The sequence below is a fragment of the Pseudomonas sp. SH10-3B genome (genome assembly GCF_019891415.1).
Classification (GTDB): domain Bacteria; phylum Pseudomonadota; class Gammaproteobacteria; order Pseudomonadales; family Pseudomonadaceae; genus Aquipseudomonas.
Window position 1 is genome coordinate 45911 of record NZ_JAFLXD010000008.1, and the last position, 26550, is coordinate 72460.

Annotated in this window: 21 protein-coding genes; 15 read left to right on the forward strand and 6 right to left on the reverse strand. The window is 62.2% G+C overall.

Annotated features, from left to right (window positions below; genetic code table 11):
- Window positions 1–83: 83 nt before the first annotated feature.
- Window positions 84–1421 carry an alginate export family protein gene (locus tag J1G35_RS08615; protein ID WP_223014601.1) on the forward strand — a complete coding sequence of 446 codons (1338 nt, stop codon included), beginning with the start codon at window positions 84–86 and terminating at the stop codon, window positions 1419–1421.
- 64 nt (window positions 1422–1485) lie between these two features.
- On the opposite strand, the gene J1G35_RS08620 is transcribed toward J1G35_RS08615, so the two are convergent.
- The 3 genes from J1G35_RS08620 to J1G35_RS08630 all read right to left on the reverse strand — a co-directional run bounded on the left by J1G35_RS08620 (window position 1486) and on the right by J1G35_RS08630 (window position 4990).
- On the reverse strand, window positions 1486–2049 hold the full coding sequence (locus J1G35_RS08620) for a cytochrome b (RefSeq protein ID WP_126570222.1): 564 nt from the start codon (window positions 2047–2049) through the stop codon (window positions 1486–1488).
- Window positions 2050–2131: 82 nt separating this feature from the next.
- On the reverse strand, window positions 2132–3586 hold the full coding sequence (locus tag J1G35_RS08625) for an aldehyde dehydrogenase family protein (protein ID WP_223014603.1): 1455 nt from the start codon (window positions 3584–3586) through the stop codon (window positions 2132–2134).
- Between the two features lie 27 nt (window positions 3587–3613).
- On the reverse strand, window positions 3614–4990 hold the full coding sequence (locus tag J1G35_RS08630; RefSeq protein WP_223014614.1) for an aspartate aminotransferase family protein: 1377 nt from the start codon (window positions 4988–4990) through the stop codon (window positions 3614–3616).
- Between the two features lie 191 nt (window positions 4991–5181).
- Between J1G35_RS08630 and J1G35_RS08635 the strand changes: the two genes are divergently transcribed.
- On the forward strand, window positions 5182–6156 hold the full coding sequence (locus J1G35_RS08635) for a helix-turn-helix domain-containing protein (RefSeq protein ID WP_053129978.1): 975 nt from the start codon (window positions 5182–5184) through the stop codon (window positions 6154–6156).
- Between the two features lie 214 nt (window positions 6157–6370).
- The gene (locus J1G35_RS08640; RefSeq protein WP_223014616.1) at window positions 6371–7819 is read left to right on the forward strand and encodes an APC family permease; all 1449 of its coding nucleotides are present in this window, start codon (window positions 6371–6373) and stop codon (window positions 7817–7819) included.
- Here J1G35_RS08640 and J1G35_RS08645 read toward each other — a convergent pair.
- Both J1G35_RS08645 and J1G35_RS08650 read right to left on the reverse strand, forming a co-directional pair.
- Entirely contained in the window at window positions 7816–9309 is a 1494-nt protein-coding gene (locus J1G35_RS08645; protein ID WP_223014618.1) for an MFS transporter, read from the reverse strand. The two genes, J1G35_RS08640 and J1G35_RS08645, sit on opposite strands and share 4 nt — an antisense overlap.
- 65 nt (window positions 9310–9374) lie before the next feature.
- The gene (locus J1G35_RS08650) at window positions 9375–11426 is read right to left on the reverse strand and encodes a methyl-accepting chemotaxis protein (RefSeq protein WP_223014620.1); all 2052 of its coding nucleotides are present in this window, start codon (window positions 11424–11426) and stop codon (window positions 9375–9377) included.
- Between the two features lie 343 nt (window positions 11427–11769).
- Between J1G35_RS08650 and J1G35_RS08655 the strand changes: the two genes are divergently transcribed.
- The 3 genes from J1G35_RS08655 to J1G35_RS08665 all read left to right on the forward strand — a co-directional run bounded on the left by J1G35_RS08655 (window position 11770) and on the right by J1G35_RS08665 (window position 16069).
- On the forward strand, window positions 11770–13218 hold the full coding sequence (locus J1G35_RS08655) for an APC family permease (RefSeq protein WP_223014622.1): 1449 nt from the start codon (window positions 11770–11772) through the stop codon (window positions 13216–13218).
- 91 nt (window positions 13219–13309) lie between these two features.
- The gene (locus J1G35_RS08660; RefSeq protein WP_223014624.1) at window positions 13310–14740 is read left to right on the forward strand and encodes an aldehyde dehydrogenase family protein; all 1431 of its coding nucleotides are present in this window, start codon (window positions 13310–13312) and stop codon (window positions 14738–14740) included.
- Between the two features lie 3 nt (window positions 14741–14743).
- The gene (locus tag J1G35_RS08665) at window positions 14744–16069 is read left to right on the forward strand and encodes an alginate export family protein (RefSeq protein WP_223014626.1); all 1326 of its coding nucleotides are present in this window, start codon (window positions 14744–14746) and stop codon (window positions 16067–16069) included.
- A 10-nt stretch (window positions 16070–16079) separates the two neighbouring features.
- Here J1G35_RS08665 and J1G35_RS08670 read toward each other — a convergent pair whose 3' ends face one another.
- Window positions 16080–16838, reverse strand: a complete 759-nt coding sequence (locus J1G35_RS08670) for an IclR family transcriptional regulator (protein WP_223014628.1) — start codon at window positions 16836–16838, stop codon at window positions 16080–16082.
- 237 nt (window positions 16839–17075) lie between these two features.
- Between J1G35_RS08670 and J1G35_RS08675 the strand changes: the two genes are divergently transcribed.
- From J1G35_RS08675 to J1G35_RS08715, 9 genes are all read left to right on the forward strand, one after another.
- Window positions 17076–18617 (forward strand): acetolactate synthase large subunit, encoded by a 1542-nt coding sequence (locus J1G35_RS08675; RefSeq protein ID WP_223014630.1) that lies wholly within the window; start codon window positions 17076–17078, stop codon window positions 18615–18617.
- 11 nt (window positions 18618–18628) lie between these two features.
- Window positions 18629–20119, forward strand: coding sequence for an aldehyde dehydrogenase family protein (locus J1G35_RS08680; protein WP_223014632.1), 1491 nt, complete (start codon window positions 18629–18631; stop codon window positions 20117–20119).
- A 27-nt stretch (window positions 20120–20146) separates the two neighbouring features.
- Entirely contained in the window at window positions 20147–20941 is a 795-nt protein-coding gene (locus J1G35_RS08685) for an SDR family oxidoreductase (RefSeq protein ID WP_053129953.1), read from the forward strand.
- 12 nt (window positions 20942–20953) lie between these two features.
- Complete coding sequence (locus J1G35_RS08690; protein ID WP_223014634.1) at window positions 20954–21994, forward strand: YCF48-related protein; 1041 nt, start codon at window positions 20954–20956, stop codon at window positions 21992–21994.
- Window positions 21995–22005: 11 nt separating this feature from the next.
- A complete protein-coding gene (locus J1G35_RS08695) occupies window positions 22006–22464 on the forward strand; it encodes a VOC family protein (protein ID WP_012724261.1) in 459 nt (152 codons plus the stop codon).
- A 10-nt stretch (window positions 22465–22474) separates the two neighbouring features.
- On the forward strand, window positions 22475–23077 hold the full coding sequence (locus tag J1G35_RS08700) for an amino acid synthesis family protein (RefSeq protein WP_043206254.1): 603 nt from the start codon (window positions 22475–22477) through the stop codon (window positions 23075–23077).
- Window positions 23078–23139: 62 nt separating this feature from the next.
- A complete protein-coding gene (locus J1G35_RS08705) occupies window positions 23140–24747 on the forward strand; it encodes a bifunctional 3-(3-hydroxy-phenyl)propionate/3-hydroxycinnamic acid hydroxylase (protein WP_223014636.1) in 1608 nt (535 codons plus the stop codon).
- A complete protein-coding gene (locus tag J1G35_RS08710; protein ID WP_223014638.1) occupies window positions 24744–25523 on the forward strand; it encodes a 2-keto-4-pentenoate hydratase in 780 nt (259 codons plus the stop codon). Before J1G35_RS08705 ends, J1G35_RS08710 begins: the two co-directional genes overlap by 4 nt.
- 76 nt (window positions 25524–25599) lie before the next feature.
- Entirely contained in the window at window positions 25600–26541 is a 942-nt protein-coding gene (locus J1G35_RS08715) for a helix-turn-helix domain-containing protein (RefSeq protein WP_053129938.1), read from the forward strand.
- Window positions 26542–26550: the final 9 nt, after the last annotated feature.

Genomic DNA, 26550 nt, shown 5'->3' on the forward strand with positions numbered 1-26550 from the left:
ATGCTGATTTGGGTTACCGCGCTGGCGACCCATGCCGGAACACTTGTGTCTCGCCTCACAACTATAAAAACAGGAGAGACGTCATGCGCATTCCCCCCTACGCGCCATTACTGTCGCTGGTTGCACTCTGTGCAGTCGGCTCACAGGCGCACGCCTATACGGTCTACAGCGAAGACGACGGTGCAACCGTTTTGAACGCCGACCTGGGCGCCGGGTTTGGCTGGTTCGGCAGTACCCGCAACTACGTCGGCGACCCGCAGAAACAACCCGGCAGCATGCGCTGGCAGGAGGGCTACGCCAAATATGGCCTCAACGGCACCACCGACAAGATCACCGCTGGCGCCATATACGGCGGCTTCAGCCTGCTCAGCAGCGGCACATGGGGCGACGGTGATCCGGGGGCGATCACGGCGGGCAATGAGCGCAGAACCGCGGTGGAAGACGCCTTCCTGGGCTGGAGGTCCGGCGACCTGCTGCCTGCCCTGGGCCAGGACGGCGTAGATTTCTCGTTTGGGCGCCAACTGGTCACGGTGGACGGTTTCCTGATCACCGACGATGGCTTCAACCCAGGGAACGCATTCAGTCCCATCGAGGGCGTGCGCGATGGTCGATTCAACCGAGGGGGGGCCTTCTACCTTGGGCAGCGCCTGGCGTTTGGCAACACGGCGGTGCTGAAACTGGGCGGCAAGGAGGGGCTGCACGGCAGCCTGATATGGCTGAAGTCCGAGAACCCCGGCCAGTCCAAGACCGAACTGGCGGTAGGCACTCTCGATTACACCACCCCCATTGGCTCAATCGGTTCGACCTATATTCACGGCCTGGATGTGGATGAGAAATATGCCTTCGCGGATCGGCTTGAACGCAAGGGCATGAACGTCTACAGCATTCGTGGGCAGGGCAACGCGGGGATTGAAAACGCCGACTTCGCATTCGAGGTGGCTCGCCAGGAAAAACGTTCCGGCTCACAGCGGGCAATGTTCTTCGACGCCGGCTACACCTTCGCCGATGTGCAATGGCAGCCGACGGTCAGCTATCGCTACTCGCGCTATTCCGAAGGCTGGGATTTCCTGTTCCAGGGCGGCTTTCGCAAACGCTACCAGGGAGAAATCGCAGCCAACTACGCCGGTTCGGTGACCTCGAATATGCAGATCAACGACGTGCTGCTTTCAGTCCGGCCAAGCGAGAAATTGACCCTGAACGCGATGGCCTTCGACTACCACCAACTGTCCCGTCGCAATGAGCGGGATTTCGCGGCGCGGGAGGTGGATCTGTTCCTGGATTGGATGGTCACGGATAACGTCACGCTTTCGCCCTTGATCGGCCTCTATAAGCCCGAGAAATGGTTTGGCAACGGTGGCGGGCAGAGCGGCAGCGCGTCGACCAACGCGTACATGCAGTTCATTGTGTGGGTGACGTTCTGAGTCATCATTAAAGGCTGTTGCAGGTCCCGCAGGCGTTGACGTTTTGCGTCAACGCCTCATCCATTCAGAGCATGCGGCGCAACACGTCGTTGCGCGGGTCGCGGTCGTAGAAGCGATGCTTGAGGGCGCCCGCCACATGCAGCACGATCAGGACCAGCAACGTATAGGCGAGGACTTTGTGCAGCCATTGGAACACCGCAAACCAATCGTCATTCTTTGGCAACAGTTCCGGCAGGTTAACCCCGAAAAAGAACACCCCGTCGCTCATCGTGTAGGTGCTCGACATGGAGTAGCCCATCAACGGCACGATCACCAGCAGCACGTACATCACGCGCTGGGTCAGGCGTGACAGGAACCGTTCATACCCCGCCAGGGTTTCCAGCGGCTGCGGCAGCTTGGGGGTACGAAAACGCACGGCGAGCTGAGTCAGGACCACCAGGAACGTCAACACTCCGAAGGACTTGTGCCACGGGTAATAGAGCTCGTATTTGCTCGCCACTTCATCATTCATGCCGGTCATGTGCCAGCCGACCCACAGCAGGCCCAGGACGAGCACGGCACGCACCCAGTGCAACACGCGCAGGGAGGTCGGGTACCGATCGATTGTCGGTTGATCTATTGGGTTCATATCAGGCTCTCCACGGAGCGATGCACGGTTGAATGGCCACCCTCAACGTTGGAGGGTGGCTCGGTCAGGGTAGGCGCTGCACTCAGGACGGCAGCAGCACGGTGATGACTTTCTCCTCGGTGTAGGCCAGTGCACCGCTGAACCCACCTTCACGCCCGATACCGCTGGTCTTGACGCCGCCCCAGGGCAGGTTGGCGTCCAATGGGCTCCAGCAGTTGATGCCCACGGCGCCGGCTTTCACCGCTGCCGCGACGCGGTGGGCTCTGACCAGGTCGCTGGTCCAGACGGTGGCCGCGAGGCCGTAGCTGCTGTCGTTGGCCAGGGCGATCGCTTCGTCTTCGCTGTCGAACGTGATCAGTGTGCCAACGGGGCCGAAGATCTCGTCCCGGGCGATTTCCATGTCGTTGCGGGCGTTGGCGAAGATCGTCGGACGCACGAACCAGCCTTTCTTAGGGGCCGAGACGCCGCCCGCCAACAGCGTTGCGCCTTGGTCGATGCCCAGTTGGATATAGCGGTTGACGCGATCGAATTGCGCCTTCTTGGCCACGGGGCCCATCTGTACGCCGGGCTCGCGAGGGTCGCCCACGGTCACCGCCTGGGCGGCCTCGGCCAGTGCGGCGCCGAAACGGTCGGCGAGGCTGCGCTGCACCAGGATCCGCGAACCGGCCGCACACACCTGGCCCTGGTTGGCGAACAGACCGAGCGTACAGCCGCGCAGGGCGTCCTCGAAGGAGGCATCGTCGAACACAATTTGCGGGCTCTTGCCGCCCAATTCCAAGGCCACGCGCTTGAACAACACACCGGCGGTGCGCTGGATTTCACGCCCGGCCTCGGGGCTGCCGGTGAAGCTGATCTTGGCGATATCCGGGTGTTCGCACAGGGCGCGACCGACTTCGTTACCGTAGCCGGTGACCACGTTGATCACGCCGTCCGGGAAACCCGCTTCCTGCGCCAGCAGCGCCAGTTGCAAGGCTGACTGCGGGGTTTCTTCCGATGGCTTGACCACCACGGTACAGCCAGCCGCCAGCAACGCGGCGAGCTTCCACACCGTGATCATCAGCGGCGAGTTCCAGGGCACGATGGCACCCACCACGCCGACGGGCTCGCGTACCGTGTACGACAGGGTTTTGGTGCCGAAGTAGCCACTGGTGGGAATGGTGCGACCTTCAAGCTGGTTGGCCCAGCCAGCGGCGGCGCGCAGGTTGGCAATCGCGTTGGGCAGGTCCATCCGGCGCGGCTCGATGGGGGAGCGACCGATGGCGTTGGCGTCGAGATCGGCCAGCAGCTCGGTGTCGCGCTCCACCAGGTCGGCCAGTTTCGACAGCAGTCGGCCACGTTGGGCGCCGTCGAGTTGGCTCCACTCGCCGCCGTCGAGTTGCCGGCGTGCAGCCGCCACGGCACGGTCCACGTCTTCGCGTGTGCCGCGTGCGGAGCTGCCGTACACCTGTTCAGTCACGGGGTTGACCAGGTCGATGCGCCGACGGTCGAAGGCTTCGCAGGACGCACCTTCGATGAAATGATTCAAGTGCTCAGTCATGTTGCGGTCCTCCAGTAATGGACAAGATCATGCTTTGAGGGAAGCCAGGGCGTCGCCGAAGATGTCCAGTGCCTTGAAGAACAGCTCACGCGAGATCGTCAGCGAGGGCATGACACGCATCACGTTGCTGTAGCGGCCACAGGGAATCATCAGCACGCCGTGGTTGAGCAGATAGCCCATCAGTTGGCCGATCTTTTCGCCCGGCAGGGGCGCCTTGGTGAGCGGGTCTTCGATCAGTTCGATACCGATCATCAGGCCGCGCCCGCGCACTTCACCGACCAACGGGCTGTTGAAGCCGCGAATATGCGCCTGAGCTTCCAGCCCCAGGGTGTGGGCACGGCTGAGCAGGTCGAGTTCAGGGTCCTGGAGGATGCTGATGTTGGTCAGTGCCACGGCAGCCGACAACGAGTTGGCGGCGAACGTGTTGGGCATGGAACCGTCGGGGATTTTCGCTGCCAGGTCCGAGCGCATGATCAGGCCGGCCATGGGCAGGTCGCTGCCGATGCCCTTGCCGAAGGTGAGCATGTCCGGCTTCACGCCGGAATGCTCGACCGCCCACATCTTGCCGGTGCGACCGGCGCCGGACTGCACTTCATCGACAATCAGCAATGTGCCGCTGCGGTCGCAGGCCTGGCGCAGCAATTGCAGGAATTCCGGCGACGGCGGCACGTAGCCGCCTTCGCCCTGTACCGGTTCCACAATCACGGCCGCCACGTCATCGGCGGCGGTGTACGGCGTGTTCAACAGGTAATCGATGTACTCGCCGGCGATCTGCTCGGCGCTTTTGTGGGTGGTGTCGAAGGGGAAGCGATAGGCGTAAGGGTAGGGAGCGTGAATCACGCCGCCCATCTGCGCGCCAAAGCCCTTGCGGTAGGCCGTGCCGGTGGTCAGCGAGCCCGAAGCGTTCCACACACCGTGGTAGCCGCCGTGGAAGGCGATGATCTGGTGCCGCCCGGTGATGCGCTTGGCGAACTTGATCGCGGCTTCCAGGGCATCACTGCCGCTTTGCGTGAAGAAGGTGATGCAGTCGCCACGCAACCCCTCGGGCGCGATTTCGGACAACTTGGCAGCCAGCTCGGTACGCCGGGTGCTGTTGATTTCCAGGGCGTGCATCAGCACTTCGGACTGTTCGCGAATCGCCTGCACCACTTTGGGGTGGCAGCGACCTACGCTGCTGACACCAACGCCGGCGGACAGGTCGATGTAAGTGTTGCCGTCGGGGTCTTTGAAGGTCGCACCGAAGGCGCGGTCCATGGCGATCGGCATGCGTCCGCCGCCGCGTGCCATCGACTCGGTACTCGCCGACAGCGCCAGGGCTTCGCGGGTTTTGGGGCCGGGCAGTTCGCCGGAGATAATCCGCGGGGCATCCGCGAAGTGCAGGGATTGAAGTTTGGCTTCACTCATGACGGTCTCTCTGGAATGTCTATTTAAGTGTGCCGATCATCTCCGGCGCCGGTTCCAGGCCGGTAGCCCGAATCGGCACATGAGATGCATGCATTCCAGCGCATAAACAATTTCCACGATTTGTGCTATGTGCGACTATCAAGCCCATAGGCGATCTAAAAACAAGAATATTGGTAGAGGTACACGACCCAATGAAAAACCAGACGATCAGCCATTTTCGAGATGTCCACGTCCATGCAGCCACCATCCAGCAGTGGAACCAGGACTACAGCCAGTTAACCGCCGGCTGCGCCGAGAGCTCGCTGATGCAACTGACGACAACCGGTTGTCACTTGTTTCTCGAACAGATCAACCAGCGCGTGGTGCAGAACGGCGTGGCGCCCCGCGACAAGATGTGCTTCGCCGTGCCGATCAACGTCCCGGGTTCGATTCGCATGCAGGGGCGCGAGGTGGATGACAGCAGCCTGTTCTTTCTCCACGGCGGCGAGGAGTTCATGTTCCATATGCCGATGGGCATGGAGTTGCTGTCCATCACCTTTGAGCGTGACTTATTCGACGAGGCGTTGGAGCAGACCGCTTCAGCCAAGGACCTCAATCGGTTGCTGCGCCAGCCGGTGATCAGGGTTTCCCCCCAGCGATTTGCCCAGGCTCGGCGCCGATTGCTGGCGCTTTTCTCCCAGGCACTGGTGCACGAAGACCTCGATAGCACGCTGGATCGAGCGCGCGAGGTAGCGCTGGAGCAGGCCATGCTCAGTGAGCTGTTGCAACTGATGATCGACCCCGCGTGCGACAAGCACCAGCGCAGCCCCAGTTCCACGCGCAGTTTTATCGTCGAGAAATGCCACCGCCTGGCGACCACCGAAATGATCAACGTGCCCAGCGTGATCGATTTGTGCGAGCGTCTCCAGGTGAGTCGGCGTACGGTGCAGAACAGCTTCCGCTCGGTCGCCGAGACCACTCCGCTGAATTACTTGCGCTCTGTAAGGCTCAACGGTGTACGCCGCACCTTGATGTCCACCCGTGCCTGCGAGCTGACGATTGGTGATGCCGCCGCCCAGTGGGGCTTCTATCACCTGAGCCATTTCGCGGCGGAGTACCAGGAGCTGTTCGCAGAGCTGCCGTCCCATACCGCCCGCGCAGCCATCGCCGCTTACGCGCGCGCCTGAACGAAAAATTCTGCAAAGACCGGATACAGCCTGCTTGGGAGAGGCGGGTGTTTCGCCGTGGGTGCTTGCGTTACCGATTTGGGATACCGGCACGTTGCAGGGCAGGCATAGGATCAGTGCCAGCGTGCAACAAGAACGACAAGCTATTCGGTGCCGGTGAACCGCCGGCTGCACCGATCCTGCAGCGACTGCCTCATACAATAAGGTCAATAACATGAGTGTATCCAACTCGATCAACAGCTCCACGGAGCTCAAGCGTGGCGCCCTGGGTGTGGGCTTTATCATCTTCTTCGTGGTGTCGGCGGCAAGCCCGCTGAGTGTGATCGCCGGCGGCTTCCCCATCGGTATCATGCTGGGCAACGGGGCGGGGACCCCGGCGTTGCTGATCCTAGCCTTGCTGGTGCTGCTGGCGTTCTCCGTGGGCTACACCACCATGTCCCGCCACCTGACCAACGCCGGTGGCTTTTACGCCTTTACCGCACGCGGGCTGGGCGGCCTGGCGGGTGGCGCGGCCGGGGTGCTGGCGATGTTTGCCTATAACATCCTGCAGGTTGGGTTGTATGGCATGTTCGGCGGGGTGGTCAGTGGCACCATGGAAGCCGCGTTCGGCCTGGTGCTGCCGTGGTGGTCCTACTCGCTGATGGCGATGGTCAGCATCGCAATCCTGGGTTATCGCAAGATCGACCTGTCGGCGCGGGTGCTGTCGGTGATGGTGATCGCCGAGTACCTGGCGATCCTGGTCCTGGACTTCGCCATCCTCAAGTCCGGTGGCGACAGCGGCATCAACCTTGACGCCTTCACCAGCAGTCGAGTGTTCAGCGGCACGCCGTCCATCGGCTTGCTGTTTTGCTTCGCCGCCTTTATCGGCTTTGAGGCAACGACCATCTACGGGGAGGAGGCCAAGGACCCGAAGCGCACCATTCCGATTGCGACGTACTGTTCGGTGTTGCTGATCGGTGGTTTCTACGCGTTATCGGTGTGGTCGATGGTGGTGGGCGTGGGGGCGGACAAGATCGTGCCGATGTTGCAGGCCTTGCAGGATCCGACCACGTTTATCTACGGCATGTCCGACCATTTTGTCGGCCCGCAACTGACCCAGGTTATCCGTGTGCTGTTCATGGTCAGCATCTATGCCGGGCTGTTGGCCTTCCATAACGCCGCTGCACGTTACTTCTATGCCATCGGCCGTGACGGTTTGCTCCACAGCCAGTTGGGCACCACCCACCGCGTACACCAGAGCCCGCATATGGGCTCGGCCTTGCAGAGCCTGATCTCGGCCGTGGTGGTGCTGATTTTCGCCGCGTTGGATGCCGATCCGATCCTGCAACTGTTTGCCTGGTTGTCCAACCTGGCCACGCTGTGTGTGATCTTGCTGATGGCGCTGACTTCGGCGGCAGTGCTGGTGTTCTTCCGACGCCACCCGCAGCTCCAGGTCGGGGTCTGGCGCGGGCAGATCTTCCCGGGTTTCTCGTGCTTGGCGCTCTTGGCGGTGCTGGTGTTGGCGGTGGTGCATTTCGACGTACTGACCGGTGCCAGTCGACTGCTGTCCTACAGCCTCTGCGCGATTATTCCCCTGGCCTTGCTGGGCGGGGTATTCCTCGCGGCGCGGCTGCGCAAGGCATCGCCCCAGCGGTTCCTGGCGTTGGGCAGCCACAAGCTTTAAGGCGTGGCCGGCGGTGTTTGCCTGCTCAACTTGACCAGCAGCGCTGCGATCAAAAGCAGTGCTGCCGACACCGCCAGCACCGTGACAAAGCCCGCGTCGAACGCCGAGCGGGCAAATGCGCGCAGCATGGCAGCGCCTTCGGGCGACAGCGTTTCGGCAACGACCAGCGCGTCGTCAAGACTGTCGAAGGTCGCAGGGTTGCGGGTCAGCCAGGAGGGAATCACCACGCCCGCCGAATACGCATAAATCGCTGATAACAGGCTGCCCGCCAGGGTCACCCCCACCGCACCGCCCAGCTCAAACGAGACTTCCTCGATGGAGGCGGCCATGCCGGCCTGGTTGGCGGGTACGCTGAGCATGATGGTGCTGGACGACGCCGTCAGGGCTGCGCCAATGGTAAAACCCAGCAGCGCAAGGACGATCAGTTGCAGGTACACCGCAGCGTCATACAGCAGCAGGTAGGCGAGCATCGACGCAGCAGACAGCAGCAGGGTCCAGAACAGCATCCGCTGGTTCCCCAGACGAGGCAGGTAGTAACCGGCCAACGGCCCGGAGATGAACGAGCCCAACGGCAGCGGCAGGATGAACAACGCCGCTTCCAGTGGCGACAGGCCCAGCACCAGTTGCAGGCGTTGGCTGAATACCAGCTCCATGCCGATCAACGCTGCGGCGGACACCACGGCCGAGATCACCGCATTTCTGAACCCCGTGGCTTTGAACAGCCCCAGGTCGAGCATCGGCTGAGTGGCGCGACGTTGGCGGCGAATAAACAACGTCAGGAATAGCGCGCCCAGCAGCAGTGCGATCAGCATGCCTTCGAAGGAGGGCGTGCGTTTGCCGAGTTCCTTGACCGCATACGCGACACTGATCAAGCCGATCATCACCTGCAGCGAGCCCAGCCAGTCCCAGCGTTTGCTCGTATCCCCCGGGTGATTCGGGATCAAGAGGGCGCCGACGACCAATGCCACCAGCACAATCGGCACGTTGATCAAAAATACCGAGCCCCACCAGAAATGCTCCAGCAACAGGCCGCCCACCACTGGACCGAACGCCGCGCCTCCTGACGCCACCGAGGCCCAGATACCGAACGCCATGGCCTGTTCGCGCGGATCCGTAAAGGTCACCCGTACGATGGCCAGCGTGGCGGGCATCATCATCGCAGCGCCGACCGCCAGGAACCCCCGTGCGCCAATCAATACGGCGGCGGAGGGTGAGAACGCCGCAATCAGCGAGAACAGGCCAAACACGCCGAGCCCGCCGATGAACAGGTGTTTGTGTCCAAGACGGTCACCGAGGGTACCCATGCCCAGCAGCAGACCGGCGGCGATCAGCGCATAGATGTTAACGATCCAGAGTTTTTCCGAGGCCGAGGCATTCAGCTCTCGGGTCAGGGTGGGCAGGGCGGTGTACAGCACTGTCATGTCGATGACGATGAGCAGCAAGGCGCTGGAAATGATCGCAAGGATCAGCCAGCGACGTGGGAAAATCATGGGTGGTGCTCGATGTAGGAGAGTTGAAAGGCGGCCACTGTAACCGAGTCACGACGGCATACGTTTTACACGCGGAAATGCCCGACCAGTTGCTGTTGGTGATTGGACATTTGATGCAGTGCGTCACTGGCCTTCGACGCTTCGTTCATGCGCCCGGCGAGTGTTTCGCTGATGCCCCGGATGTCGCTGACCCGATGGCTGATATCGTCCACCACACTGCTCTGCTCAAGGGCCGCACTGGCGATCTGCTGATTCATTTGTTCGATCACCTCCACGGCCTGGGAAATATGCCCCAGCGCCACGCGGGTCTGTTGCACCTGGAGCACGCTGCCGCCGGCTTGCTCGCGACTCAATTGGGTGCTGTGCACCACCGCCTGGCTCAGCTGTTGCAGCGTCTCGATCACCGTGCGCACCTGTTCGACCGAACTCTGGGTGTTGCTCGCCAGGTGCCTGACTTCATCGGCCACCACCGCAAAGCCGCGCCCCTGTTCGCCGGCCCGCGCCGCTTCGATGGCCGCATTCAGCGCCAGCAGGTTGGTCTGCTGCGCAATGGCGCTGATCACGTCAAGGACCTGACCGATCTGGGCGCTGCTATCGGCCAGGGCATTGACTTGCTGCAGGGTGGTTTCCAGGCGTTGATCAAGGGCCTCGATGCTGCGCTCGGCGGCCGAGAACACTGCCTGGCCTGAACGGCTGGCGTTTTCGGCGGCCGTCGCGGCGTCGGCGGCGCTGTGGGAGTGACGCGCGACTTCCTGGGCGCTGGCGCTCATTTCGTGCAACGCGGTCGCTGCCAGCTCCACTTCGCGGTACTGGCGCTGCATGCCGGCGCTGACTTCACGGGCAATGCCCGATGAGGTGTCGGCACTGTTGCGGGTGTCCAGGGACGCGGCCTGGATCGCGCGAATAATCGGCTGCAACTTGTCGAGGAAACGGTTGAAGCCATCGGCCAAGTGGCCCAGTTCGTCGCGTCGCCCGGTAGGCAGGCGCTGGGTGAGGTCACCGTCGCCTTCGACAATCGCATCGAGCAATTCGGCCATCTTCAGCAGCGGGCGCGTCACGCCGTAAGCGGCCAGCCAGATCAGCAGCATACCCAGGCTGCTGGCCAGGATACCCAGGCCGAGGTTGAGCCAGTTGGACTCACGACTTTTGTCGTCGAGTTCGCTTTGCATCTGCCGGGCTGGCGCCTGCACCCGCGTCTGTGGAACCTTGATCTGCAGTTGCCAGGCCGGCGTGCCCGCCGCCGTCTGTAAGGGCTGGCGGATATCCAGTGTGTCCCCCGAGACAGCGCCGCTGCGTCCCGCCACTTGGCCCGTGGCCGACAGGATGGTGACCTGGCTGTCGCCCTGGTAGAGGTCCTGGCCGAGGTTGGCCGCCAGCTTTTGCAAGGTGTCGAGGCTGATGTCCATACCCACCACGCCGAGCACTTTGCCGTTGACGATCAGGGGGATGGAAATGCTGCTCATCAGGGCTTTCTGGCCTTCCACTTCGATGGTGTACGGTTCGACCACACACACCTGGCGTTGCGCCTGAGGGCAGGCGTACCAGGCGTTCCCCGGTTCGCTGCCGGGGGGCGCGGTGTTTGCGGCGATTTGTGCCTCGCTCAGTACCTCCTGCACCAGTTGCCCCGGTTGACTCTGTGACCAATACAGCGCAAAGCGCCCGGTTTCATTGCCCGCCACCGCGCGTTGGTCGCGCCAATCGGCGTCAGTGCCGCCCAGCGCGTCCGGCAGCATGATGACGTACAGGCCGAGGACTTTTTCGCGTTGTTTCAGGGTTTCACGGGCGTTGCTGATCAGCGCTTCGCGCAATTGCGCGACCGTCAGGCGACCGTTGAGCGTTTGCTCGCGCAGTTGCAGAACCTGTTGCGCAAACCCTTCGCCATACAGCGCGGTTTCAGTGAAAAAACGCTCCACCTGTTGGCCATGCGCCACGGCCTGGGCCTGCAAGCGCTCCAGCGCAGCCTGTCCGAGCAACTCGCTGCTCTGCTCTTTAAGCAGCTTTGCACTGGCTTGATTCTGATACGCGCTGGCACCAATCAGAGCCGCCACCACTGCCAGCAGGCAGAGTCCGCTCAGCAGGGTAATACGCCATTGAATGGTGAGGTGAGCTGGCTGCATGGTTGAGGCTTCCTACAAGTGGGCGTCGCGATGATGGGCTGGGGGGCGAGCCCTCATTCTTATTCTGGTGGCCGGCATCCGGGCATAGCACGGCTGATGCTAGGTTGCAGGCATGACAGGCCAGGCGGCTATCCCAAATCGGCAACTGCGCGGGGAGTGAGCGTGTTACCTCGACCTGTTTTGGGGCGGGGCTTCGGATGCTACCGATTTGGGATAGCGAGCGGTTCAGGGGCGGGCATAGGATCAAATTCAGCGCGCAACTAAAACAAAACGCTAACCGGTGCCGATGCTGTGTGGTCGGACCACCCCTAAAGCGACTGCCTCATACAATAAGGTCAACAACATGAGTGTATCTATCCCGGTCAACAGCTCCACGGAGCTCAAGCGTGGCGCCCTGGGTGTGGGCTTCATTATCTTCTTCGTGATATCGGCGGCGAGCCCGCTGAGTGTGATCGCCGGCGGCTTCCCCATCGGCATCATGCTGGGCAACGGGGCCGGCACCCCGGCTTTGCTGATTCTCGCCTTGCTGGTGCTGCTGGCGTTCTCGGTGGGTTACACCACCATGTCGCGCCACGTGACCAATGCCGGTGGCTTTTACGCGTTCACGTCCCGTGGCCTGGGTGGCCTGGCGGGCGGTGCCGCCGGGGTGCTGGCGATGTTTGCCTATAACATCCTGCAGGTCGGGTTGTACGGGATGTTTGGTGGTGTGGTCAGTGGCACCATGGAAACCGCCTTCGGCCTGGTGCTGCCGTGGTGGTCGTACTCGTTGATGGCGATGGCAAGCATCGCGATCCTGGGCTATCGCAAGATTGACCTGTCGGCGCGGGTGCTGTCGGTGGTGGTGATCGCCGAGTACCTGGCGATCCTGGTCCTGGACTTCGCCATTCTCAAGTCCGGCGGCGACAGCGGCATCAACCTTGACTCGTTCAGCAGCAGCCATGTGTTCAGTGGCACGCCGTCAATCGGCTTGCTGTTCTGTTTCGCCGCCTTTATCGGCTTCGAGGCCACGACCATCTACGGTGAAGAGGCCAAGAACCCCAAGCGCAGTATTCCGATTGCCACCTACTGTTCGGTGTTGCTGATCGGTGGTTTCTACGCACTGTCGGTGTGGTCGATGGTGGTGGGGGTGGGGTCGGACAAGATCGTGCCGCTGCTGCAGTCCTTGCAGGACCCAACGACGTTTATCTATGGCATGTCCGACCACTTTGTCGGCCCGCAACTGACCCAGATTATCCGCGTGCTGTTCATGGTCAGTATCTATGCCGGGCTGTTGGCCTTTCACAACGCCGCCGCGCGTTACTTCTACGCCATCGGGCGCGACGGTCTGTTGCACAGCCTGCTGGGCACCACCCATCGCGTGCACCAGAGCCCGCATATGGGCTCGGCGTTGCAGAGTTTGATCGCTGCGGTCGTGGTGCTGATATTTGCTGCGATGGATGCCGATCCGATCCTGCAACTGTTTGCCTGGCTGTCCAACCTGGCCACGCTGTGCGTGATCCTGTTGATGGCGCTGACCTCAGTGTCGGTGTGCGTCTACTTTCATCGCCATCCCGAGCTTAAGGTCGGGCTGTTGCGTGGACGGATCCTGCCCGGTATTTCGAGCCTGGCGCTGGTGATGGTGCTGGTGTTGGCGGTGGTGCATTTCGATGTGCTGACCGGTGCCAGCCAACTGCTGTCCTACAGCCTCTGCGCGATTATTCCGGCGGCCTTGATCATCGGCATCGTGCTCGCCGCGCGACTGCGCAACAGCTCGCCGCAACGCTTCCTGGCCTTGGGCAGCCACAAGCTTTAAGGCCCCCGCGTTTTCATAGCTCGACTAACCAGACAATCGCAGCCTGCCGTTGCTCGGCATGGCGCGTCAGCGTGTGAAAGGAAGGTTTCAAATGCATAACTACAAGATGCTTATCGATGGGGTTCAGGTGGCCGGCGACGAAGGCCAGTTTGATGTGATCAACCCGGCCACCGGTACGGCATTCGCCCAATGCCCGGCCGGTTCACTGGAGCAACTTGACCAGGCCGTCAGTGCCGCGCAGGCGGCGTTCAAAAGCTGGCGCCACAGTAGCCACCCTGACCGTTGCGAGCGTTTGATGGCGATTGCGGCAGATATCGAGCAAGAGGCCGAGTCACTGGCGCGCCTGATTGTGCTGGAGCAAGGCAAGCCGCTGGAGCTGGCGTTTTCCGAGGTCATGGGCGCCGCCGCCTGGACGCGCTACGCGGCCGGGCAGGACATTGCGGTGGAACTGGTGGAAGAAACTCCCACCCAGCGCATTGAGCTGCACCGCAAACCGTTGGGCGTCGTGGCGTCGATCACCCCCTGGAACTGGCCGTTCATGATTGCCGTCTGGCACATCATGCCGGCGCTGCGTGCGGGCAACTGTGTGATCAGCAAACCGTCGAGCCTGACACCGCTGAGTACCTTGGGCCTGGTGGCGATCATTGGCCGGCACGTACCTCGCGGTGTGATCAATTGCGTGACCGGCGAGCGAGGCTTCGGCAGTGCGATCACCTCGCACCCGGGGATCCAGAAGATCGTCTTCACCGGCTCCACCGCCACCGGGCAAAGCGTAATGCGCGGCGCCGCCAGCAACCTCAAGCGCCTGACCCTGGAACTTGGTGGTAACGACGCCGCCATCGTATTGCCGGGGACCGCCGTGGAGGCCGTGGCCGAGGAGATCTTCCAGGCGGCCTTCCTCAACATGGGCCAGACCTGTGCTGCGCTCAAACGCCTGTATATCCACGAATCGCAGTACCAGGCTTTTGCTGACGCGCTGACGCAGATTGCAGCGCGCCAGGTGGTGGGTGATGGCCTCGACGCCGGTGTGACCTTCGGGCCCGTGCAGAACCTTGAGCAACTGGAACTGGTGGAGGCATTGGTCGACGACGCACGGGCACAGGGTGCGCGGGTGTTATGTGGCGGTGCGCGCCTGGACCATCCGGGCTATTTCTATCCGCCGACGCTGGTTGCAGACGTGACCGACGGCCATCGCCTGGTCGACGAAGAACAGTTCGGCCCGGTGTTGCCGTTGATTGCCTACCGGGATGTCGAGGATGTCCTGACGCGCGCCAATGCCGGAGACATGGGGCTCGGCGGCTCGGTCTGGGGGCCGGATGTCGAGCAGGCCCAGGCCTTGGCCAGTCGCTTGGAGAGTGGTGTGGCGTGGGTCAATTGCCACGCACAGATCCAGCCGAACACGCCGTTTGGCGGCAGCAAGATGTCGGGGTTTGGTGTCGAGTTCGGTCTTGAAGGGCTATTGGAGTTCACGGGTCAGCAACTGCTGTTTGTACGCAAGCAGGCTGTCGAAGAAGGAGTTTGAACCATGCGTTATCTATCACGTCATCCCGTATTCGGTTGCACGCTTGTGTGCACCCTGGCGCTCGGCACTATCAGTCAGGTGCACGCTTATGAGCTGTACAGCGATGAGAGTCGTCATCTCAACGCCGACATGACGGCGGTGTTCGGTCTGTTCAACAGCCGCAAGAATTACGATGGCACGCCAGGTGGCTCCAGTTGGCGTGAAGGCTTTATCAAATACGGTTTGAGTGGCAACCAGACGTTGGGGGGCAATGGCAGCGCATACGGGGCTTTCGCCCTGGTCAGCTCCGCCTCGTGGGGCGATGGCGATCCGGGCGGCAACAGCCTCGGCACCGAGCGTACGACGAAGATCGAAGACGCCTACCTGGGCTGGCGTTCCGGTGACCTGTTTCCTGTGCTCGGTAAAGACGGCGTGGATATTTCCGGCGGACGCCAGGTGGTCAAGGTCGGCCGAGGGTTCCTGATCAACGATGACGGTCTGAATCCCGGCAAGGGCCCGGCCGATGGCACCTTGAACCGTGGGGGCGCCTACTACCTGGCGGCCCGGCACGCGTTCGATCAGACCGCCGTGCTGCGCCTGGGGGGCCAGGACGGCCTGCATGGCAGCGTGTTGTGGCTCAAGTCCGACAACCGCATCCAGGCCGAGACCGAGTTGGCCGCCGGTACCCTGGATTACACCGCCCAACCGGGGACGCTCGGCTTGACCTGGGTCCATGGCCTGGACGTGAATGATCAATGGGCCAGCGATTTTCAACGCCAGCGCAAGGGCATGAACATCTATAGCGTGCGCGGTGAAGGCGATGCGGGCATCAAGAACGTCAGCCTGGCGTTCGAGTACGCCTGGCAGGACAAGGATGCGGGGCCTGAAAAAGCCTGGTACGGCGAGGCGGGCTACACCTTCGCCGATACCGCCTGGGCTCCCAAGGTGACGTATCGCTACACCCGCTATTCGCAGAACTGGGACGCGCTGTTCACCGGCTTGAGCACGGGCTATGGCACCTGGTTCCAGGGCGAAGTGGCCGGCAACTACGCCGGGCCGTTCAACACCAATACCCGCATCCACCATGTCGGGTTGAAGGCAACCCCATTGGAAAACCTGAGCCTGGGCGCGCTGTATTTCGATTACGCCACCGTGCGTAAAAGCAATGCGTTGAACCTCGATGGCCGCGAGCTGGATGTGTACGCCGAATGGGCGGTCAACCCGCACTTGATCATCACGCCGCTGGTGGGGCTGTACAAACCCAGGCAGGACTCGACCACCGGCGGCAATCAAGTGGGTGGCAATGGCACCAACCTGTACAGCCAATTGTCGGTGGCCGTGCCGTTCTGAGCGCGATGGGCTAGGGCGTGATGCTGCTCGGCGGGTTGCGCATGTTTTCGGCAATGCGCCGGGTGGTATCCATGACCATTTCGATCACGGTTTCCTGGCGCAGCAGCTTGAAGCTCTGGCTGCTGCCGACGGCGGACAGGCTGCCGACCACCTCGTCGAGGTCGGCCTGGATGATCGGTGCAGCGATACCGGTCAGGCCCAGGTTGAGTTCGTCGTGGGTCAGGCAGTAGCCGTCCTTGCGGATTTTTTTCGCGGCTTTGGAGAAACCGGCCCAGTCATACGGGCTGTCCGGGTCGTTGGCCATGTGCTCGTCGAACAAGCGTTGCAGGCGCCGACCTTTCTGGAAAGCGATCAGGACTTTCGATTGCGCCCCGCGAAAAAACGGCAACGGCTGCCCGCGCCCGAACGCAAAGTGATAGGTGTCGGTGGGTTCGGCGATGTATGTGTTGATGATGCGCCCGTCGTAAAACACGCTGGCAAACACCGCCAGGCCGGTTTGCGCGGACAGCTCGTGCATCAGCTCGCGGCCGGCGATCAGGATCGGATCGTACTGACGCATCATCCAGTCCAGCTCGATCACGCGCGGCCCCAGGCCATAGCTGCCGGCGTCCACGCGGGAGAGCATGCCGGCGTCACACAAGTCCTTGACGTAGCGGTACACGGTCGCCCGTGACAGACCCATGCGCTCGGCAATGGTGTCGGGTTCGATCTTCAGCGTCTGTGGACCGAACAGGTCCAGGATGCTCAGCAATTTGCTCAGGCTGCTCATTGTGTTCCTAAAAGAAAGGGAAGGGCGTTGGTTGCGTACCCGCCAGGATCAGGTCGCCCAAGCGCTGGCGCCACACTACCGCAGTGAGAGAAAAACGCAATCTCGGGATGGATCTTGAGCCTATAAATATCGCGTAAATCTCATTAAGTGAGAAAATAATTAACAAAATGCTTGTTGGTTGCGATTTTGTATGTGATAAATCTCATCACTGCGAATGCTCAAGCAAGAGGGCTGAAAATGAATGGTGCGCAACTGATAGTGAATGCGGCAGCGGCAAGCGGGATCGAGTACTGCTTCGCCAACCCCGGGACCACCGAGATTCCTCTGGTGGCCGCCATGGCCAGCGCACCTGCTCTCAAGCCGGTGTTGTCGCTGTTCGAAGGGGTGTGCACGGGCGCTGCGGACGGCTATGGCCGGATCGCCGGCAAGCCGGCAATGACCCTGACCCACTTGGGCCCAGGCTTTGCCAATGGCATCGCCAACCTGCATAACGCGCGTCGGGCCAATACGCCGATCGTCAACGTCATCGGCGATCACGCCTCCTGGCATGTCAACTACGATCCGCCCTTGGCCAGCGACATCCAGGCCCTGGCCGGCACCGTCTCTGGCTGGGTGCGCACTTCGCGCACGGCGGCGGGTATCGGTGAGGATTTGCAGGAAGCGGTGCGTGCGGCATGGCAGGCCAAAGGCCAGATCGCCAGTTTGATTCTGCCCATGGACCTGCAAGCCCACGCGGTGACGCACAACGGTGTGTTCGCACCACTGCGCGCTCCGGTTCGTCGGTTTGCCGGTGACCGGATCGAAACCGTGGCGCAGGCACTGCGGGACGGCCAGCGGCTGGTGTTTATCGTCGGCGATGAGGGCTTGTCGGTCGCCGGCCTGGAAGCGGCGGGGCGCCTGGCACAACTGCCCGGCGTGCGCCTGTTTGCCGAGACCTTTCCGCGCCTGAGCTACCGTGGTGGTGGTTTGCCGGACCTGGATCGCCTGCCGTATTTCCCGGAAGTGGCGATTGAAATTCTTGAGCAGTACGACCTGGTCATTTGTGCAGGCGTGCCCGAGCCCATCAGCTACTTTGGCTACGAAGGCATCCCGTCGCGCCTCGCCGAACGTGAGCGCCTGCTGACGTTGGCCGAAGTCGGTGACGATGTTGCCGGCGCGCTGACGGCGTTGGCCGATGCCCTGAATGCACCGGCCTATGTGCCGACCCCGGAGGGTATCGAACTGCCGCCCGGCCATGCCGAGCTGACGCCACAATCCATCGGCCAAGTGCTGGCCGCATCACTGCCCCACGACAGCATTGTCTCGGTCGAGGGCGGCACCTGCGGCTATCCGTTCTTTACCGCTTCCGCCCGCGCCGCGCGGCATCGGGTATTGACCAATACCGGTGGCGCGATTGGCCAGGGGATTCCGGTGGGGTTCGGTGCCGCCTTAGCGGAGCGCGGCAATAGCGTGTTCTGCCTGCAATCGGACGGCAGTGCCCAGTACACCATTCAAACCCTATGGAGCATCGCCCGCGAGCAGTTGCCGGTGGTGATCCTGATTGCCGCCAACCATCGCTACGCGATTTTGCAGAACGAGCTGCGCCGTTTCGGCATGACCGAAATGGACCCGCAAGCCCTGCGCCTGACCGTGCTCGACAGCCCGCGTATTGACTGGAAGGCCCTGGCCAAAGGCTACGGGGTCCCGGCCTGCACGGTACAGACCAATGCCGAACTGCAACGGGCGCTGGCCAATGCCAAGGCCGACCGTGGTCCTTGCCTGATCGAAATGGCGCTGTGAAGGAGTCGACTATGCATCAGCCCGAATTATTACCTGCCGTCCGGGCGTTCCTGGCGCAGCCCGGTCGCCTGTTCATCGGCGGTACCTGGCAGGACGCCGCCAGCGGTCGGCGCTTTGCGGTGGAAAACCCGGCCACTGAACAGACCCTGACCGAAGTCGCCCAAGGCGATGAGCGCGATGTGAATGCGGCCGTTGCAGCCGCCCGCGCAGCCTTTACCGGCACGTGGGCCTTGCAGTCACCGGCGCAGCGTGGCCTGTTGCTGTTTCGCCTGGCCGATCTGTTGGATCAGCACCGTGAGGAACTGGCGCAACTGATCACCCTGGAGAACGGCAAGCCTATCGCCAACGCACGCGGTGAAGCGGCCAGCGCGGCGAATATCATCCGCTACTTCGCCGGCTGGCCCACCAAAATCGAAGGCAGCACGCTGCCCGTATCGCCGGCCAGCGGCGCGCCGATGCTCAACTACACGTTGCGCGAACCGGTGGGGGTCTGCGCGCTGATCGTGCCGTGGAACTTCCCGTTGACCATGTGCGTGTGGAAGCTGGGCCCGGCGTTGGCCACCGGTTGCGTGGCGGTGCTCAAGCCCGCCGAGCAGACGCCGCTGATCGCGATCCGCCTGGTGCAACTGATCGAGGCGGCAGGCTTTCCCGCCGGCGTGGTCAACCTGATCACCGGCCTGGGCGCCGACACCGGCGCACCGCTGGCACAGCACCCCGACGTGGACAAGATCGCCTTTACCGGCTCGACCCAGGTCGGGCGGCTGATCGCCCAGGCGGCCACTCGCAACATGAAAAAGGTCTCGCTGGAACTGGGCGGCAAGTCGCCGAACATCATTCTTCCAGACGCCGACATTGTGCGCGCCGCCAAGGGGGCCGCCGATGGGATTTTCTACAACCAAGGGCAGGTGTGCACGGCGGGTTCACGCCTGTATGTACACGCCAGTGTGCTCGACCAGGTGCTCGAAGAATTGCAGCGCCATGCCGCCGCCTATGTGCTGGGTAACGGCCTGGACCCGGCCAACAGCATGGGGCCGTTGGTCTCCGCGCGGCAGTTGAACACCGTCAAGGGTTACCTGCAGCGGGGCCAGGAGGAGGGCGCCGAACTGATCTGCGGCGGCGGCCGTCCCGAACACCTGGAGCATGGGCATTTCATTCAACCGAGCGTGTTCCTCGACCGTGCCGAGCGCGCCTGTGTAGCTCGCGAAGAAATCTTCGGCCCGGTACTGACCGTCATGAGCTGGACAGAAATCGACGACCTGGTGCTGCGCGCCAACGATTCGCCGTATGGCCTCGCCGCGGGCCTTTGGACCCGCGACCTGCGCTCGGCGCATCGCGTGGCCGCACAGCTCAAGGCCGGCTCGGTATGGATCAACTGCTGGAACGTGGTCGATCCCTCTTCACCGTTCGGTGGCTACAAACAATCCGGCTGGGGCCGGGAAATGGGCAAGAACGTGATCGATGCCTACACCGAGACCAAGAGTGTGTTTGTCGATCTGGCCTGAACTGAATAATCACAAGAGGTAATTGCTATGGATCTGGAATTGAAAGGCCGCGTGGCCATTGTCACCGGTGGCGGTATGGGCATCGGCAAGGAAGTCGCACGTTTTCTCTCCGAGGAAGGCTGCAAGGTGGTGATCTGCGCACGGCGCATGGCGTTCCTGCAGCTGGCGGCCGAAGAGATCACCGCACAGACCGGCAATGAAGTGCTGCCGCTGTTCTGTGACACCAATGACATGAAGGCTGTGTCGGAGATGGTCGAGGCGGCTCACAAGCATTTCGGCCGTATCGACATTCTGGTCAACGGTGCTGCGGCGCCATCGGGTGTGGTGCGCAATGACATCGAACACGCCGGGGATGATGAGCTGCTGTCGGACCTCAACACCAAGGTGATCGGCTACTTCCGTTGCGCCAAGGCGGTGACCCCACACATGAAGGCGGGCGGCTTCGGTCGCATCATCAACATCGGCGGCCTCACCGGGCGCAGCAGCAAAGTGCTCTCGGGCATGCGCAACCTGGCCATCGCGCACATGACCAAGACCCTGTCCGACCAGCTTGGCCCGTCGGGTATCACGGTCAACCTGATTCACCCCGGCGTCGTCGATACCCCGCATATCCAGGAGCTGTACGAGCGCGAAGCAGTCAAGCAGGGCAAGACTGCCGAGCAGGTCGAACAGGCCTACATCGACGCGACGCCGATTCGCCGCACCCTCGCACCGATTGAAATGGGCTGGCTGATTGGCTTCCTGGCGTCGCCGAAAGCGGCTGCGGTGACCGGTGAATCCATCGGCATCGACGGCGGTTTGACCCGTGGCATCTATATCTGAGGAGTATCACAGATGAGTAATGGAACCCTTTTGGTCGCCACCGTCGGGCAAGCGGTGATCCGCAGCGCCGACGATGGCAAGACCTGGCATCGCCTGGGCCTGGGGCAGGACCTGGAGTTCGATGCGATCACCCGATCCTTGAGCCTGCACCCCGACACGCCCGAGCGGATCTATGCCGGTACCGATGTGGGCTTGTGTGTGAGCCACGATACCGGTGGGCATTGGCAGCGCATCGATTCGCCTTTCAACGGGCAAACCGTGTGGAAAGTTGCGGTTGACCCGCAGGATGCACAACGCATTTTCGTCGGCACCGGCGCGCCTTCGCGTGCCGTGTTGTGGCGCACCCTGGACGGCGGCCTGAGCTGGGATCGCGCCCCGGTGGAGATCCCCGAGTTCTGCGATGGTGTCAGTCGTCCACGCCTGCTGGCCTTCGCCTATGACCCCACCGACCGCAACCAGCTGTGGTTCGGCCTGGAGGAGGGCGGGTTGTTCCATTCCCGTGACGGTGGCGACAGTTGGACCCGCGTCGATGACCGACTGCTGTGGGACTACAACTCGGACGTCCACAACATCCTGGTACTGCCCAATCACGGCGAGAAAGTCATCGTGGTGGTCTGCGTCAATGCGGTGTACCGCAGTCTGGACGAGGGACTGACCTGGACCGGCATCATTGGTCGCGAAGCCTTCGGCCTGTACTACATACGCGCCATGAACGCGCCGTTGGGCACGCAAAACGAGCTGTACCTGAGTATTTCCGATGGTACGCCCGGCACCACCAGCAAGATTCTGATATCCCGTGATGCCGCACTCAGTTGGAACGTGCTGCCGCTGCCACAACAGCCCAACTCCTGCGTCTGGGCGATTGCCTTCAACCCGGCCAACCCGCGACAGATCGTGGCGGGCACCAAGTACGGGCATTTGTTCACCTCCGACAATGGCGGTGACGGCTGGCAGAAACATTGGCGGGAATTCAGCGAGATCGCTGATGTGCTGTGGACGCCTGCGGTTGCGCAGATCAAGTCCGGGCATCAATCCATCGTCAAAAAGCACTGAGGTATACCGCCATGAAGATCGAGATCCTGCGGACTCACCTATCGCTCTGGGTCAGTGACCCTGACGTGTCGGCGCGCTGGTACGCCGACATCCTGGGCATGCACGAAAGTGCCCGAGGCGAGAGCTGGGTCATGATGGCGTTTGGCGGCAAGCACCACGACATCGCCTTGATTCGTGCCGATCCCGGCGCCCATCAAGGTGGCCTGGGGCTGCAACATTACGGCCTGGAAATCGCCGGGGACATGACCACCTTGCGCCAGCTTTACGGCATGTTGCTGGGCAAAGGCGTCGAGGTGGTGAAGATCACCGATCACGAGATCGGTCATGGCGTGTACTTCAACGACCCTGACGGCAATCGCATGGAATTCTTTCTCGAAACCGAACACGACGATGCGCGCGGCAAGGCCCGTTTCAAGGCTGCCGGCGCGCCGAGCCGACATTTCAACCTCGATCCACTCGACCCACTTTGAGGCAATGCTGATGAAAACCGCGAACTTTGCTACGTATCACATCCGCAAATGGTACAGCTTCGTCGAAGAAACCCTGGCCAACGAAACCGGCCAACTGGCCGATGGCGAGCCGCTGTTCAAGTACGCGATTGCCGCCGTGATCGCCAACCCCTATGCCGGTCGCTACAGCGAGTCGCTTGCCGAACTGGTCGATCCATCGCCGCTGTTGGGCGAAGAGTTCGGCCGGCGCATACAGGCACTGGCCGGTGCCCATGAGATCGTCAGCTATGGTAAGGCGATCCTGGTCGGCAGCGCGGGCGAATACGAGCACGGCAACGCGTTCCTGACCAACCCGGCCGCCGATCCGATTCGCGTCGCGCTGGGGGGTGGCAAGTCGTGGGTGCCGTCTACCGGCAAGCGCGGCGGACCGGGTTCGACCATCGACGTACCGCTGGCACACAAGGATGCGCTCTACGTGCGTTCCCACTACGACAGCATGTCGCTGATGTTCGGCGACGGCCCCGCGCCGGATGAAGTGATCGTGATCTGGGCCTTCGCCACCCGTGGCCGCTTGCATGCACGGCTGGGTGGCCTGCTGGCCGAAGACATCAAAGGTATTGATGGACTGCACTGATTGCAGGCGTGCGGCCTTGGCAACGCCGGTTTAAAACCACAACAAGAAAGCGGTGAATAGCGATGAAGCAGGAGAAGACCCAGGTTGTCATTGTCGGGGGCGGGCCCAATGGGATCACGGCCGCGCACTATATGGGGATGTACGGTATCGACTGCGTCGTCCTTGAGCTTGCCGACTGCATACTGCCGTACCCGCGTGCGGTGGGCATGGACGATGAAGCGTTGCGCGTGCTGCAGGCTATCGGCATTGCCGAACTGGCCGTGCGCGACATGATCTGCGACGTGCCGCTGCGCTATTACAACGCCCGTGGTGTGTGTTTTGCCGAGGTCAAGCCCAGTACCGCGCATTACGGCTGGCCCATGCGCAACATCTTCATGCAGCAGCTGCTCGAAGGCACGCTGCGCGAAACCCTGGGGCAGCGCAGCAGTGTAGTGCTGCGCCAGGGCCATGAAATGCTGGAGCTGGAGCAGGACGGAGAGGGGGTGACCTTGCAGGTGCGCGATGCCCAGGGCGAGGTCTATCAGCTGCGTGCCGATTACGTGATCGGCGCCGATGGCGGGCGCTCCACCGTACGCAAAAAGTTGGGTGTCGAACTGCTGGGGCTGACCCATGCGCGCAAATGGGTGGTGGTGGATGTCGCCAATGACACCCTTGATGCGCCGTATACCGCACTGCATGCCGATCCGCAGCGGCCGTTCGTGTGCATCTACTTGCCCTACCAGCAGCGACGCTGGGAATTCATGCTGATGGAGGGCGAAGATGAGGCGAAGATGTGCGAAGAGAGCACCATCCGCGACCTCATCCGTGGGCATATCGGCGATGCGGTGGATGCGTTGAATATCATCCGTATCCGCGCCTACACCCACCATTCACGGGTGGCGGCGCGGTTTGTCCAGGGGCGAGTGGCACTGGTCGGCGATGCTGCGCATATATCGCCACCCTGGGCCGGGCAGGGCCTTAATTCCGGGCTGCGCGACGTGGCCAACGTGGCCTGGAAACTCGCGGCGATTATCCAGGGGCGCGCGTCCCATGGGATCCTCGCCAGCTACGACCAGGAACGTCGCGGGCACGCCACCGAACTGGTGGCCCTGGCCGACAATATGGGCACGGTCTTGGGGCTGACCAACCCATTGATGGCCGGCGTGCGCGACTGGTTGTTCCAGGCGGTGAACAGCGTCGATAACCTGCGCTCGCACCTGCTGGAGTTCAAGTTCAAACCCAAGGCGACCATCACCAAAGGGCTGGTCTATCACGAGCGTGCCGAACTGCGCGAAGACGACCTGGTCGGCCAGCTGTTTGTGCAGCCGTATATCGAAGACGCCCAGGGGCAACGCCGGCGTCTGGATGACGTGCTGGGCAACTCCTATGCGGTGCTGGGTTACCGGGTCAATCCGCGTGAGCAACTGAGCGCAGAAATGGCAACGTTCTGGGCTCGCTGGGACACGCGCTTTATCCAGGTCAATCGTTCGCGCAGTGGTCCGGTCCGCAACCAGCCATTGACGGCCACGGACGCCATCAGCGTGGAAGATGTGGATAACCGCCTCGGTGAATGGTTCTCCAGGGTGCGCGATTGCATCGTCGTGGTGCGTCCGGATCGGTTTGTTGCCGCCATCACCACGCCGGAGCGGCTTGACGCGGTATTACGCAAGTTAGCGGGGCAACTGTCATGAGCATCGATACGGGCGTATTAAGCCAGTTAGACCAGGCCACGCGTGCGGTGCAAGCGATTGCGCCACTGGCCCCCGAGGCGCTGGACCTGCGCGGCGGCTACGCACTGCAACGCCTAGCGCTGGATGCGCGCCTGGCGGCGGGCGAACAGTTCAGCGGTTGGAAGATCGCCTTCGCTGGCAGCGCCGCGCAACGGCGCTTCGGCATTGACGAACCGGTGTATGGCGGCCTGACCGATCAGATGCGCGTACCGTCGAACACGGCGGTGGCGCTTTCGCGGTTGATCCAGCCCAAGCTGGAAGTCGAAGTGGCGATTGTGCTGGGTCGCAGCCTGGCGCCAGGTGACTACAGCGATGAAGAAATCCTGGCCGCAATTGCCGAAGTGGCACCCGCGTTCGAAATCGCCGACTGCCGTTGGCAGGGGTGGACTTTCGGGGTAGGGGCCTTTCTGGCCGACAACGCGGCGGCGGGTTTGTATTGCCTGGGGCCCAGAACCGTTTTCGACCCTGTTGAACATGCCAACGTGGCGTTCCGCCTGGAATGCGCAGGCGCGATCTGCGGCGAAGGGGAGACCCTGGGCCGGGAAGATCCACCGCTGGCCAATCTGTGCTGGCTGATACGCCGGCTGCTGGCCGATGGTCAACCGGTGGAAGCCGGGCAGGTGGTGCTGTCTGGCGCGCTGTTGGCGCCGATGAATATCCAGCCCTGCACCTACCGCCTGCAGATGTTTGGCACGGAACTGGCTTTGCTTTTCACTGCGGACACTGCCGCAGTGTGAGCCCTAGCTGCCGTCAAGGATGACTCCAGTCCCCTTCAGGCCGATACGACAACGGGGCCCCCGAGGAACGACGACCATGCTTGCTGAAGTTCGAACCTTCAATGACCCTCAATTGCACGCCGGCTCCATCCAGGGCTGGCGGCAAGTGTATGACCAACTGGGGCGTGGCTGCCTGACCAGTGGGCTGCGCCAATTGTCTGCCGAGCGCTTTCAGATCTTCCAGGAAGTGCTGGACAAGCGCGTGGTGCAGCGTGGCTTTGCGCCTAAAGGACGACTGTGCGTGGCCATGTCGTTGGGCAGTGCACCGGTGGTACAGGGGCAGCAGGTGGGCGCGCACAATGTGGTGCTGTTGCGCGATGGCGAGGAGTTTGTACTGCATGCGCCCGAAGGCACGCATTTCTTCGCGCTTAACGTCGACACCGTACGTTTTGCCAAACTCGCCGCCTTCGAATTGTCCAGCGACCAACTCAAGCGCGTCACCACCCGTTCCCAGATTTGCGTGGATGACGCGTTACTGTTGCGGATACGCCAGCGTATCTACCCGCTGTTTCGTCACCTATTGCAACAGACGGACCCTATCAGTGCCTGCGCCGAAAAGATGCTTGAAGACGAGCTGCTTGGCGCCTTTCTCGATCTGTTCAGCAACGCCACCGACGAAGTGCGTTGCCGGCGTGGCAACTTCGCCGTGAGTGCCTACCTGGTCAAGCGTTGCCAGGAGTTGATCGACGCCAGCGGTGACACGCCACTGAGCATTCTCGACCTGTGCGAACACCTGCGGGTCAGCAGACGGACCCTGCAGAACAGTTTCCAGGCGGTGACCGGCATGCGCCCGGTCGAGTACCTGCGCAACCTGCGCCTGAACGCGGTACGCCGGCAGTTGATCACGACCCCGGCCTGCAGCCAGAACGTCGGCGATGTGGCGGTGGCCATGGGTTTTTTCCATCTGAGCCACTTCGCCGCGCATTACCGCGAGTTGTTTGGCGAGTCTCCATCGGAAACTCAACGGGCGAACCTCTGAATAGGCGAG

Bases quoted from the DNA above. Each gene is read 5' to 3' on its own strand.
- J1G35_RS08615 (WP_223014601.1), top strand. From the start codon at position 84: ATGCGCATTCCCCCCTACGCGCCATTACTGTCGCTGGTTGCACTCTGT.
- J1G35_RS08620 (WP_126570222.1), bottom strand. From the start codon at position 2,049: ATGAACCCAATAGATCAACCGACAATCGATCGGTACCCGACCTCCCTG.
- J1G35_RS08625 (WP_223014603.1), bottom strand. From the start codon at position 3,586: ATGACTGAGCACTTGAATCATTTCATCGAAGGTGCGTCCTGCGAAGCC.
- J1G35_RS08630 (WP_223014614.1), bottom strand. From the start codon at position 4,990: ATGAGTGAAGCCAAACTTCAATCCCTGCACTTCGCGGATGCCCCGCGG.
- J1G35_RS08635 (WP_053129978.1), top strand. From the start codon at position 5,182: ATGAAAAACCAGACGATCAGCCATTTTCGAGATGTCCACGTCCATGCA.
- J1G35_RS08640 (WP_223014616.1), top strand. From the start codon at position 6,371: ATGAGTGTATCCAACTCGATCAACAGCTCCACGGAGCTCAAGCGTGGC.
- J1G35_RS08645 (WP_223014618.1), bottom strand. From the start codon at position 9,309: ATGATTTTCCCACGTCGCTGGCTGATCCTTGCGATCATTTCCAGCGCC.
- J1G35_RS08650 (WP_223014620.1), bottom strand. From the start codon at position 11,426: ATGCAGCCAGCTCACCTCACCATTCAATGGCGTATTACCCTGCTGAGC.
- J1G35_RS08655 (WP_223014622.1), top strand. From the start codon at position 11,770: ATGAGTGTATCTATCCCGGTCAACAGCTCCACGGAGCTCAAGCGTGGC.
- J1G35_RS08660 (WP_223014624.1), top strand. From the start codon at position 13,310: ATGCATAACTACAAGATGCTTATCGATGGGGTTCAGGTGGCCGGCGAC.
- J1G35_RS08665 (WP_223014626.1), top strand. From the start codon at position 14,744: ATGCGTTATCTATCACGTCATCCCGTATTCGGTTGCACGCTTGTGTGC.
- J1G35_RS08670 (WP_223014628.1), bottom strand. From the start codon at position 16,838: ATGAGCAGCCTGAGCAAATTGCTGAGCATCCTGGACCTGTTCGGTCCA.
- J1G35_RS08675 (WP_223014630.1), top strand. From the start codon at position 17,076: ATGAATGGTGCGCAACTGATAGTGAATGCGGCAGCGGCAAGCGGGATC.
- J1G35_RS08680 (WP_223014632.1), top strand. From the start codon at position 18,629: ATGCATCAGCCCGAATTATTACCTGCCGTCCGGGCGTTCCTGGCGCAG.
- J1G35_RS08685 (WP_053129953.1), top strand. From the start codon at position 20,147: ATGGATCTGGAATTGAAAGGCCGCGTGGCCATTGTCACCGGTGGCGGT.
- J1G35_RS08690 (WP_223014634.1), top strand. From the start codon at position 20,954: ATGAGTAATGGAACCCTTTTGGTCGCCACCGTCGGGCAAGCGGTGATC.
- J1G35_RS08695 (WP_012724261.1), top strand. From the start codon at position 22,006: ATGAAGATCGAGATCCTGCGGACTCACCTATCGCTCTGGGTCAGTGAC.
- J1G35_RS08700 (WP_043206254.1), top strand. From the start codon at position 22,475: ATGAAAACCGCGAACTTTGCTACGTATCACATCCGCAAATGGTACAGC.
- J1G35_RS08705 (WP_223014636.1), top strand. From the start codon at position 23,140: ATGAAGCAGGAGAAGACCCAGGTTGTCATTGTCGGGGGCGGGCCCAAT.
- J1G35_RS08710 (WP_223014638.1), top strand. From the start codon at position 24,744: ATGAGCATCGATACGGGCGTATTAAGCCAGTTAGACCAGGCCACGCGT.
- J1G35_RS08715 (WP_053129938.1), top strand. From the start codon at position 25,600: ATGCTTGCTGAAGTTCGAACCTTCAATGACCCTCAATTGCACGCCGGC.